This is a genomic window from Saccharopolyspora montiporae (genome assembly GCF_015209505.1).
GTDB lineage: Bacteria > Actinomycetota > Actinomycetes > Mycobacteriales > Pseudonocardiaceae > Saccharopolyspora > Saccharopolyspora montiporae.
The window spans coordinates 1-11218 of record NZ_JADEYC010000016.1; the positions used below are offsets into that span (position 1 = coordinate 1).

Annotated in this window: 11 protein-coding genes; 10 read left to right on the forward strand and 1 reads right to left on the reverse strand. The window is 71.4% G+C overall.

What is annotated here, in order from left to right:
• The first annotated feature begins 304 nt into the window (after nucleotides 1–304).
• A complete protein-coding gene (locus IQ251_RS10660; protein WP_193928358.1) occupies nucleotides 305–1774 on the forward strand; it encodes a M1 family metallopeptidase in 1470 nt (489 codons plus the stop codon).
• Between the two features lie 36 nt (nucleotides 1775–1810).
• Here IQ251_RS10660 and IQ251_RS10665 read toward each other — a convergent pair whose 3' ends face one another.
• On the reverse strand, nucleotides 1811–3118 hold the full coding sequence (locus IQ251_RS10665; protein WP_370591324.1) for an isochorismate synthase: 1308 nt from the start codon (nucleotides 3116–3118) through the stop codon (nucleotides 1811–1813).
• A gap of 115 nt (nucleotides 3119–3233) precedes the next feature.
• On the opposite strand from IQ251_RS10665, the gene IQ251_RS10670 reads away from it, so the two are divergent.
• The 9 genes from IQ251_RS10670 (at nucleotide 3234) to nuoE (ending at nucleotide 11218) form a co-directional block, all read left to right on the forward strand.
• Nucleotides 3234–3683: a DUF3592 domain-containing protein gene (locus tag IQ251_RS10670; RefSeq protein WP_370591325.1), complete on the forward strand. Its 450-nt coding sequence runs from the start codon at nucleotides 3234–3236 to the stop codon at nucleotides 3681–3683.
• A gap of 184 nt (nucleotides 3684–3867) precedes the next feature.
• Nucleotides 3868–4497 carry a hypothetical protein gene (locus IQ251_RS10675; protein WP_193928359.1) on the forward strand — a complete coding sequence of 210 codons (630 nt, stop codon included), beginning with the start codon at nucleotides 3868–3870 and terminating at the stop codon, nucleotides 4495–4497.
• A gap of 76 nt (nucleotides 4498–4573) precedes the next feature.
• Complete coding sequence (locus IQ251_RS10680; protein WP_193928360.1) at nucleotides 4574–5269, forward strand: demethylmenaquinone methyltransferase; 696 nt, start codon at nucleotides 4574–4576, stop codon at nucleotides 5267–5269.
• A 415-nt stretch (nucleotides 5270–5684) separates the two neighbouring features.
• Nucleotides 5685–6983: a geranylgeranyl reductase family protein gene (locus IQ251_RS10685; protein ID WP_193928361.1), complete on the forward strand. Its 1299-nt coding sequence runs from the start codon at nucleotides 5685–5687 to the stop codon at nucleotides 6981–6983.
• A 159-nt stretch (nucleotides 6984–7142) separates the two neighbouring features.
• Nucleotides 7143–7508 carry an NADH-quinone oxidoreductase subunit A gene (locus IQ251_RS10690; protein WP_193928362.1) on the forward strand — a complete coding sequence of 122 codons (366 nt, stop codon included), beginning with the start codon at nucleotides 7143–7145 and terminating at the stop codon, nucleotides 7506–7508.
• Nucleotides 7509–7587: 79 nt separating this feature from the next.
• The gene (locus IQ251_RS10695) at nucleotides 7588–8262 is read left to right on the forward strand and encodes a NuoB/complex I 20 kDa subunit family protein (protein WP_193928363.1); all 675 of its coding nucleotides are present in this window, start codon (nucleotides 7588–7590) and stop codon (nucleotides 8260–8262) included.
• Between the two features lie 6 nt (nucleotides 8263–8268).
• A complete protein-coding gene (locus tag IQ251_RS10700) occupies nucleotides 8269–9057 on the forward strand; it encodes an NADH-quinone oxidoreductase subunit C (RefSeq protein WP_370591326.1) in 789 nt (262 codons plus the stop codon).
• A gap of 65 nt (nucleotides 9058–9122) precedes the next feature.
• Nucleotides 9123–10466 carry an NADH-quinone oxidoreductase subunit D gene (locus tag IQ251_RS10705; RefSeq protein ID WP_193928364.1) on the forward strand — a complete coding sequence of 448 codons (1344 nt, stop codon included), beginning with the start codon at nucleotides 9123–9125 and terminating at the stop codon, nucleotides 10464–10466.
• Nucleotides 10463–11218, forward strand: coding sequence for an NADH-quinone oxidoreductase subunit NuoE (gene nuoE / locus IQ251_RS10710; protein ID WP_193928365.1), 756 nt, complete (start codon nucleotides 10463–10465; stop codon nucleotides 11216–11218). Before IQ251_RS10705 ends, nuoE begins: the two co-directional genes overlap by 4 nt.

An 11218-nucleotide genomic window follows, 5' to 3' on the forward strand; every position in this document is an offset into this window, starting at 1 on the left:
GCAGCGGAATTCGGGGTGCAGCGGAATTCGGGGTGCAGCGGAATTCGGGGTGCAGCGGAATTCGCGGTACAGCGGATTTCGGGTGCAACGGGATTCGGTGCGCAACGGAATGCGGGAAGCCGGACCGAACGGTTCCTGCCGTCTGCGGTCGCGACCTCGGCTGCCCGGGCCGGACCGCGCGCTCCCGGCTCGCGGGCAGCGGCGAGGGGCGGCAGGATCTCGGTGGTCGCACCCGGCGGGTCCGGGAACGCGGATTCCGGCTGGGAGGTGGCAGGTGTTCGGCAAGCGGAGTTCCCGAACGATCATGGCCGCGAGCTGCGCGGTCGCGGTGGGCGCGCCTGCGCTGGCCGCGGACGCCGGACCGGGCGCACCCGGCATCGGGGACGAGTACTTCCCCGGTTACGGCAACGGCGGTTACGACGTCGGGCACTACGACGTCCAACTGCGCTACCAGCCCGACGAGGACCGGTTGACCGGGACCACGACCGTCGTGGCCGAACCGACCCAGGACCTCACCTCGTTCCACCTGGACTTCGCGCTGCCGCCGAGCTCGGTGAAGGTCAACGGGCGGGATGCCGAGTTCACCCAGGACGGCACCGAACTGCAGGTGACTCCGCAGGACGTGCTCCAGGCGGGCAGCACCGCGACGTTCGTCGTCGAGTACTCCGCCGTTCCGTCCGAAGAGGACGGTGGTGAAACGAGTCCGTGGATCCGCACCGGCGACGGTGCGCTCGCGGTCGGTCAGCCGCGGATCTCCGCCTGGTGGTTCCCCGGCAACGACCATCCGCGGGACAAGGCCACCTTCGACATCTCGGTCGCCGTTCCGGACGGCACGCAGGTCGTGTCGAACGGCGTGAACACCGACACGTCGACGATCGGCGACTGGACCACCTGGAAGTGGCGGACCACCGAACCGACCGCCACCTACCTGGCGTTCATGGCCGTCGGCGACTACGACATCAGCACCCGCGAGGGCGCGTTCGGCCAGCAGTCGATCACCGCGTACTCCACCGGGCTCGGCGAGCTCGACGGACCGGCCCGCGCCAGCGTGGAGCGCACGCCCGAAATCCTGGAGTTCCTGTCCGGGCTTCTCGGCGAGTACCCCGTCGAGTCGCAGGGCGGGCTGGTCGCCGCCGAAGGGCTCAGCTTCGCGTTGGAGAACCAGACCCGGCCCACCTACAGCCCGGCCTTCTTCCGCTCCGGTGCCAACACCGGGGTCGTGGTGCACGAGAACGCGCACCAGTGGTTCGGTGATTCCGTCTCGCTGGACCAGTGGCGCGACATCTGGCTGAACGAGGGCTTCGCCTCCTACGCCGAGTGGCTCTGGTCCGAGCACGAGGGCACCGGCACCGCGCAGGAGCTTTTCGACCACTACTACGCCGAGTACCCGCCCGACCACTCGTTCTGGACGATCACACCCGGGGATCCCGGCCGGGAGAACCTGTTCGACGAGGCGGTCTACGACCGCGGGGCCATGGCGGTGCACGCGCTGCGCAACGTCATCGGTGCCGACGCGCTGCGCGATGTGGTGCGCGCCTGGGTGCACAGCAAGCGCAACTCGAACGGCAGCGTCGGTGAGTTCATCGACCTGGCCGAGCAGCGGACCGGCCGGCAGCTGGACCGGTTCTTCGACGCTTGGCTGTACACCCCGGCCAAACCCGAGCCGGGTCCGGACACCGGGATTCCGGTGCCCGCGCGGGACGCCGCGGACCGGCCGGCGCCGCCCGCCGTCGCGCAACTGGACCGCACGCACGAACTCCTGCACGGCCACTGAGCCACCGGCGCCCGAGGGCGGGACCCCCGCCCGCCCTCATCGGCCGGACTCCAGCGCCTCCTGGACCGCGCGCAGCTTGGCCGCGGCCTCCGCCGCCTCGCTGTCCGGATCCGAATCCGCCACCACGCCGCAGCCGGCGAACAACCGGGCATCCGCACCGTCCGTGCCGAGCTGGGCGCAGCGCAGCGCGATGCCGAACTGGCCGTTGCCGTCCGCGTCCAGCCAGCCCACCGGGCCCGCGTACCGCCCGCGGTCCATGCCCTCCAGTTCGCGGATCTCGCGCACCGCCTGCTCGGTCGGGGTGCCGCCCACCGCGGCCGTCGGGTGCACCGCGGCGAGCACGTCGAGCAGGTCCGCCCGTCCCGCCGCAGAGCCGTCCAGCCTGCCGGTGATGTCCGTGGCCAGGTGCAGCATGTTGTGCAGCCGGATCACCTCGGGTTCGGCCGGCGAACGCAGCCGGTCGCAGAACGGTCCCAGGCTCGCTGCCACCGACCGCACCGCGTGCTCGTGCTCGTCGCGGTTCTTGTCCGAGTGCAGCAGCTCCCGGGCCAGCTCGTCCGGTCCGCGCCCGTCGTGCGGCCAGGCGCTGCCGGCCAGCACCCGCGAGCGCACCTCGCGGTCGGTGCGTTCCAGCAGCAGCTCCGGGGTCGCCCCGACCAGGCCCTCCACGACGAACGTCCAACAGGCCGGGTACTTCGCGGCGAGATTGCCCAGCAGGAATCGCGCGTCGATCGGCTGCTCGGTGCTCGCCAGCAGATCGTGCGCGAGCACGATCTTGCCCAGCCCGGAGGCCGCGCGGATGCGGTGGACCGCCTCGGCGACCGCCGTGCGGTACCCGGCCGCGGAGAGCTGTCCCGCCGCGTAGTCGACCCGCCCCGGCGAGCGGACCGGTGCTGCCCGGGACGCGGCCGCATCCCGGAGGTCCCGCAGCGCAGCGGATCCGCCGCTCGGGACGTCCTCGGCGGTACCGATGGTGGTCAACCAGGTCGTGCCCGCCCGCCGGCCCAGTACCACCTCGGGGACGACCAGCACGGAGTCGCCGGGATCGTCGTCGAAGGCCATCGAGGCGAACGCGATCGGTCCGCTGCCCGGCAACCGCACCGGATCATCCACCCGGACGCCCTGGCAGAGGCGCCGCCAGTGCTCCCGGGCCGCGCCGAACCGATCGCTCCCGGAGATGTCGAACCGCGCGGCCCGGCCGAGGCCCACGATCCCGTCGCCGCCGCGTACCCAGCTGAGCACGTCGGTGTCCGGCAGCAGGTCCACCAGCGCCCGGTCGTGCAGCGGGTCCCCGGGGGCGAGCCGTCGGGTGCGGGCGGTCAGCAGCCGGTGTTCGATCGCCACGCCGGGAGAATATGCCGCCTGGCCAGTGGGCTGGGTGCGAGCCGTCCGAAGCGCCGGGTGGGGCCTGCCTACAATCGGTCACCATGGCGAGCGATCCGGCGGCGCAGGAGGACGAGTGACCGACTCCGAACGGGGCGGTGACCAGGCAGGACGCTGGACGCGCGCCAGGATCCGGCGGTTGTCGGCGCGAGGTGTGCTGGTGCTGGGGGCACTGCTGTCCGTGCTCGGCGTGTCGATCGTGCTCGCCTGCGCCATCAACGACCGCACCATCGAGGAAGCCCGCGGGAACGCGGTGGCCGAGGTGGTCGACACCTCGTTGACCAGGACCGTCGTCCGGTTCAGCACGGATGATGGCCGGATCTTCATCCCCCCGGCCGGGGTGCTGTACCCGGAGGGGCTGCAGACCGGCCAGCAGGTGCGCGTCGAGTACGACCAGCGCAACCCGGACCTGGTCCGGGTGGCCGAACGCACCGCGGCGGTTTCGCTGCTGCCGGTGGCCACGTCGCTGCTCGGCGTCTGGGTGGTGCTGGGTCCGGTCTACTGGGTGCTGCGCAGGCGCAGCTGACCGTTCGCGGCAGTCGGCAGCACCGGTTTTTCGTCCGCTATATCCGTATTGGGTGGACCGATCGCTCGGTAGTGGGTGGACCGGCGCTGGGAATGAGTACTTTCCCCCAAGCGCGGGCCCATGTCCGGCCAGCAGAGTGGAACGCGGGTACCCAGCTCGCTGGCCGATCGGAAGGAAGCCCGATATGGACGGATACTGGCTGCCGGCTCCGGTCGCAGCCCTGGTCGGCGTGTGCGCGCTGTTCCTGCTGGTCGCGCTCCTGGTACGGCTCCGGCGCCCGGCAGCACACCCCGGGGCGGACACCGGGGGGCGAGTCGACGAGGCCCCGGGCGATGCGGTCGCCCGGAGCGCCGCGGCGGAACCGCAGGACCCGGCGCCCGGCGTCCCGGAACCACCGCAGGCGGAGTGGCTGCCCGCGGTGAACAGCTGCGCCGCATCGCTGTTCCGGGCCCGGCGGGCCGTGGACGCGGTCTCCTCGCAGGAAGCCCGCAACTGCCTGCGCGCCGTGCTGCGCCGGATGGACGCCGAGCTGCCGAACGTGCGGGTGCTGGCCGAACTGGGGTGCAGCCTGGAGCACGGCGGCCCGCGCGACGGGGCCGCGGTGCAGCGGGTCCGCGCGCAGTTGCAGGATGCGGTGCACCGCTACGCGCTGTTCGCCGAAGAACTGCTCGCCGTGGTCGAGGACCTGGTCAACGAGCCCGATCTGGAGCGCACCAGGGAGCATGTCGACGCGTTGCGCCGCCAGTTCCCGCTGCTGCGCCCGATGTCCGAGATCGTGGCGGGAGCGCGCCGGCCGGCGCTCGCGCCGGGCTGACCTCGCAGCGGCTCCCGGGCCGCGTTGCGCAGGCGGCGCCGGTCCCGGAGGTGCGCGGGCAACGTAGGCTGCCGGTGTGTCACGCGCCGGTCTGGACAAGAAGCCACGCGAGGTCGCCGCGATGTTCGACGACGTCGCGCGCAGGTACGACCTCACCAACACGGTGCTGTCCTTCGGGCAGGACCGCCGCTGGCGCGCGCTTACCCGTCGGGCGCTGGACCTGGCACCCGGCGAACGGGTGCTGGACCTGGCCGCGGGCAGCGGTGTCTCGACCGAGGAGTTCGCCCGCTCCGGGGCCTGGTGCGTGGCGGCCGACTTCTCGCTCGGGATGCTCGGCGTGGGCCGGGAACGCGGCGGGCTACCGCTGGTGGCCGCCGACGCCCTGCACCTGCCGTTCGCCGACGAGTCCTTCGACGCGGTCACGATCTCGTTCGGGCTGCGCAACCTGGTGGACACCGCGCTGGGGCTGCGCGAGATGCTGCGCGTGGTCCGCCCCGGCGGCCGGCTCGTGGTGTGCGAGTTCTCCACCCCGACGTGGACGCCGTTCCGCGTCGTCTACCTGAACTACCTCATGCGCGCGCTGCCCGCCGTCGCCCGGGCCGTGTCGTCCAATCCGGACGCCTACGTGTACCTCGCCGAGTCCATTCGGGAATGGCCGGATCAGCCCGCGCTGGCCGACCGGATCAGCGTCGCCGGGTGGCGCGACGTGGCCTGGCGGAACCTGACCGGTGGCATCGTCGCGCTGCACCGCGCGCGGAAACCGCTGCCCTGACCGGCGTTCGCGAACACCCCGGCACTCCTCTTCCGCGAAACTCCTTCCGCGCCGGCGGTTCCCGGTGAGCTGAGCCCGCGCTCAGCGCGGCGGCCGGGCCGGTCCGGTGCGCGCTCCGCTCGCGTTCCCGGACGGCCGACCGCTGCGGTCCGCTCGCCGCTCCCAGCGGGGCCCGAACGCCGCCGCGTCGCGCTCCCGGAACGCGGCCGGGCCTGCCCGCGACCCCGCTCCGGTGCGCCCGCTGGTCGCCGCAGGCCGGTCACCAGCGGGAACGCTCACCCGAGTGGTCTAGCGCAAGGGCTCGATCGTGCGGTTCGTCCGTCTTAGACTCGACGCGATAGTGAACTTGTTCACAAGCGCCGCACAGCTGCGGCCGGCCGCGGTCGCAGCGCCACGCACGAATTCGAGGAGTGCCATGACCAGCGCCACCACCCGCCGCGGACCGAGCGACGACGCCGAGGTCATCGTCGTCGGAGCGGGTCCGGCCGGGTCGACGGCCGCCACCTACCTGGCCCGCGCCGGCCTGGACGTCCTGCTGCTGGAGAAGAGCACCTTCCCGCGGGACAAGGTCTGTGGGGACGGCATCACCCCGCGGGGCGTCAAGCAGCTGATCGACCTGGGCATCGACACCCGCGAGCAGGCCGGTTGGCTGCACAACCGCGGCCTGCGCGTCGTCGGCGGCGGGGTCCGGATCGAGCTGGACTGGCCGGAGCTCGCCGAGTTCCCGCCGTACGGCTTGGTGCGGCCCCGGGACGACTTCGACGAGCTGCTGGTGCGCGCGGCCGAGCGGGCCGGGGCGCGGCTGCTGGAGCAGACCTCGGTGACCGCGGCCGAGACCGATGAGCGCACCGGGCGGATCACCGGGGTGCACGCCAAGTCCGGCCCGGACCGGGAACCGGTCACCTACCGGGCCCCGCTGGTCCTCGGCTGCGACGGGGTGTCCGCGCGGCTGGCCCTGTCCGTGGGCCTGCAGAAGCGCGAGGACAGGCCGATGGGGGTGGCGGTGCGCCGCTACTACGAGAGCCCGCGCTCCAAGGACGACTACCTGGAATCGCACCTGGAGCTGTGGGACCGCAGCGGACCCGGCGAACCGCAGCTGCTGCCCGGGTACGGCTGGCTGTTCGGCATGGGTGACGGGACGGTCAACGCGGGGCTGGGCATCCTGTCCACGTCCAGCGCCTACGGCAAGACCGACTACCGCAAGCTGCTGCGCTCGTGGCTGGACGGGACCCCCGAGGAGTGGGGCTTCCGGGAGGAGAACGCGACCGGCAAGGTCGGCGGGGCGGCGCTGCCGATGGGCTTCAACCGGACCCCGCACTACCGCGACGGGCTGCTGCTGGTCGGCGACGCGGGCGGCATGGTCAACCCGTTCAACGGGGAGGGCATCGCCTACGCCATGGAGTCGGCGCGCCTGGCGGCCGAATGCGCGGTGCACGCGCTCGCCCGTCCCGCGGGGCCGTCCCGCGAGCAGGCCCTGGGCCGCTACCCGGACGCGGTGTCCCAGGCGCTCGGCGGCTACTTCCGGATGGGCAACACCTTCAGCAAGTTGATTGGCAATCCCACGGTCATGCGGATGGCCGCCAAGCACGGTCTACCGCGGACCACGCTGATGCGTTTCGTGTTGAAACTGCTGGCAAATCTCTACGACTCGAAGGGCGGCGACGCGATGGACCGTGTGATCAGCGCCACTACTCGACTCACCCCTAGCGCCTGACGCGCCGCGTCTGGTCAGATGTCCTGAGCGGTGTGCGGGAACTCATAAAGTTAGGTTCGCCTCAATACGGAGCCGATACGGGCGACCGCATAGAGTGCGCACCACCGGCCGCAGACGGGTCCACATCCCGGCGGGGACCGCCGAAGGAGGGCAGCACAGGTGCTCGATCCCTACATCCCACTGGTGCTGATGCTCGCGCTCGCGCTCGCGTTCACGGTCTTCTCGGTCGCGATCGCGCCGCTGGTCGGCCCCCGCCGGTACAACCGGGCGAAGCTGGATGCCTACGAGTGCGGCATCGAGCCTTCGCCGCAGCCGGTCATGGGCGGCGGGCGGATGCCGGTCGCCTACTACCTGACCGCGATGATGTTCATCCTCTTCGACATCGAGATGGTCTTCCTTTTCCCGTACGCGGTGTCCGCGGACATGCTCGGCATGTACGGCGTCGTCGCCGTGGTGCTGTTCATCGTCACGTTCGGCCTTGCCGACATCTACGTGTGGCGGCGGGGTGGCTTCGACTGGAACTGATCGCGCGGACGTCCGTCCGCAGCAGCAGACGACCCGCGGCGCGAGCGGGTAGGGGCGACTCTCGGAAGGAGTGCCGGAGATGGGGCTCGAAGCACAGCTGCCCAACGGCATCCTGCTGGCCAATGTGGAGAAACTGGTCAACTGGACCCGGAAGACCTCGATGTGGCCGGCGACGTTCGGCCTGGCGTGCTGCGCGATCGAGATGATGACCGTCGGCGGATCCCGTTACGACATCGCGCGGTTCGGCATGGAGCGCTTCTCCGCCACACCGCGGCAGGCCGACCTGATGATCGTGGCCGGCAGGGTCACCAACAAGATGGCGCCGGTGCTGCGCCAGATCTACGACCAGATGCCCGAGCCGCGCTGGGTGCTGGCGATGGGCGTGTGCGCCTCGACCGGCGGGATGTTCAACAACTACGCGGTGGTCCAGGGCGTGGACCACGTGGTCCCGGTGGACATGTATCTGCCGGGCTGCCCACCGCGTCCGGAGATGCTGCTGGACGCGATCCTCAAGCTGCACGCCAAGATCATGGACGAACCGATCAACGCCAAGCGCGCGGAGCAGAAGCTGCAGCGCGGCGAGCGCACGCCCATGATCCCGTCTTCCGAGCGCTACGCGCCGAAGACCCGCGGCCAGCGCAAGCTCGCCGAGCGCCAGCAGCGGGCGCAGCGCAAGGAGATGGGCTCGGATCCGCAGTTGGGCGCGCTGCAGGAAGCGCCGCAGCGCCCCGGTGAACTCAGTTCGGGCAGGTGAATCGGGTTGACGCAGAACGGTTCGACGCGCGACACGCAGTCCGCGACCACCCCGGGTCCGGGAGAGCCGGGCTCCAGCGCGGAACGGCCGGGCGAACTGCAACCGGTGGGCGGCACGGGTGCTCCGTCCGCCGGTCGCGCCCGGCGCGGCATGTTCGGGGTGCAGGACGGCGGCGACACCTCCGGGTACGGCGGCCTGCACCTGCCCGGGTACGTCCCGCCCGCCGCGCAGCGCCCGTACGGCGGCTGGTTCGACGAGGTCGCCGATGCGCTGTTCGAGGGGCTGGGCGCGGACGGTGTGCCGGACGAGGCGGTCCAGCAGGTGACCGTGGACCGCGGCGAGCTGACCTTCCACATCCGGCCCGCCGAGCTGCCGCAGGTGTGCCGCCGGATGCGCGACGATCCGGCGCTGCGCTTCGAGCTGTGCAGCTCGATGTCCGGTGTGGACTACGGCGAGGAGGTGCCGCAGCGGCTGCACGCGGTCTATCACCTGACCTCGATGACCTACCGGCGCCGGGTGCGGCTGGACGTGGCCGCCGACTGGCCCGGCGCGGACGGCGAGCCGCCGCGCATCCCGTCCGTCGTGTCGATCTACCCGACGGCCGACTTCCAGGAGCGCGAGACCTGGGACATGTTCGGCATCGTCTTCGACGGCCACCCGGCGCTCACCCGGATCCTGATGCCCGACGACTGGGACGGGCACCCGCAGCGCAAGGACTACCCGCTGGGCGGCATCCCGGTCGAGTACAAGGGCGCCGAGATCCCGCCACCCGACCAGCGCCGGGCTTATACGTGATGCGGGCTCATACGTGATGCGGACCGACTCGTGACCCGACGGCACAGCGCGAAGAGGTGCTGGACATGACCACCGAACCACTCACCCCGCCTGCGGGCGCGGGGGATTCCTACGCGCAGTCCCGCAACACCACCGAGGGCCGGGTCTACACGGTGACCGGCGGGGACTGGGACGAGTTCATCGACGAGTCCGGCGGCGAGGAGCGGGTCGTCATCAACCTGGGCCCGCAGCACCCGTCCACGCACGGCGTGCTGCGGCTGGTCCTGGAGCTGGAGGGCGAGACCGTCACCAACGCCCGGTCGGTCATCGGCTACCTGCACACCGGTATCGAGAAGAACTGCGAGTACCGGACCTGGACGCAGGGCGTCACCTTCGTCACGCGGATGGATTATCTGGCCCCGCTGCACAACGAGGCGGCCTACTGCCTGGGCGTGGAGAAGCTGCTCGGCATCGAGGTCCCGCGCCGGGCGGAGATCATCCGCGTGCTGCTCATGGAGCTCAACCGGATCTCCTCGCACGTGGTCTTCCTCGCCACCGGTGCGATGGAGCTGGGCTCCACCACCGGGATGACCTTCGGCTTCCGCGAGCGCGAAGAGGTGCTGCACCTGCTGGAGTTCCTCACCGGCCTGCGGATGAACCACGCGTTCATCCGGCCCGGTGGCCTCGCGCAGGACCTCCCGGAGAACTACCGGGAGCGCATCCTGGACTTCATCAAGGTCATGGACGAGCGGCTGCCGGACTACGACAAGCTGTTCACCGGCCAGCCGATCTGGCGGCAGCGGCTGCAGGGCGTGGGCTACCTGCCGCTCGACGGGTGCCTGCAGCTCGGCGTGACCGGCCCGATCCTGCGCTCGGCCGGGCTGGCCTGGGACCTGCGCAAGGTCGAGCCGTACTCCGGTTACGAGGAGTACGACTTCGAGGTGCCCACTAGCACCGATGCCGACTGCTTCGCGCGGTTCGTGCTCCGGGTCGAGGAGATCCGCCAGTCGCTGCGGATCATCCGGCAGTGCCTGGACAAGCTGGAGCCGGGCCCGGTGCTGGTGGACGACCCGAAGATCGCCTGGCCGGCCAAGCTGGCCATCGGACCGGACGGCATGGGCAACTCGCTGGAACACGTCCGCAAGATCATGGGCCAGTCGATGGAGTCGCTCATCCACCACTTCAAGCTGGTCACCGAGGGCTTCGACGTGCCGCCCGGCCAGGTGTACTCGCCGATCGAGGCACCGCGCGGCGAACTCGGCTACCACCTGGTCTCCGACGGCGGGACCCGGCCGATGCGGGTGCACGTCCGGGATCCCAGCTTCGTCAACCTGCAGGCATTCCCGGCCATGGCCGAAGGCGGTCTGGTGGCCGACGTGATCGCGGCGGTGGCTTCCATCGACCCGGTGATGGGCGGGGTGGACCGATGACCGAGCAGTTCGAGTTCACGACCAACGAGCAGGCCGTCCACGAGGGCGTGGATACCGGTGCGTTCGGCGATGACGTGCGGGCGCAGGCGCGCGAGATCATCGACCGCTACCCGGAATCGCGGTCCGCGCTGTTGCCGATGCTGCACCTGGTGCAGTCGGTGCAGGGCCACGTCAGCCGGGAAGGCGTGCACTTCTGCGCCGAGCAGCTGGCGCTGTCCCCGGCCGAGGTCAGCGCGGTGGCCACCTTCTACACGATGTACAAACGCGCGCCGTGCGGGCAGCACCTGGTCAGCGTGTGCACCAACACGCTGTGCGCGGCGCTGGGCGGGGACGAGATCTACCGGGCGCTCGGCGAGCACCTCGGCGTCGGGCACGAGGAGACCGCGGGCGAACCCGGTGCCGAGGGCTCGATCACCCTCGAACACGCCGAATGCCTCGCCGCCTGCGATCTCGGCCCGGTGCTGCAGGTCAACTACGAGTACTACGACAACCAGACCGCGCAGCAGGCGCTGGACCTGGTGCGCGCCCTGCAGCGCGGGGAGAAGCCCCCGCCGTCCCGGGGGCGCGCGCTGTCCGACTTCCGCTCCGCCGAACGCGAGCTCGCCGGATTCCCCGACGAGTCCGCCGAATCGGACGGCCCGTCCGCGGCCCCCGAGACGCTGCGCGGCACCCGGCTGGCCCAGCAGCGGGGATGGGCCGCACCGGACAAGCCCGCGCAGGCGGAACTGCCGCCGCTGCCGGAGAAGAGGTGA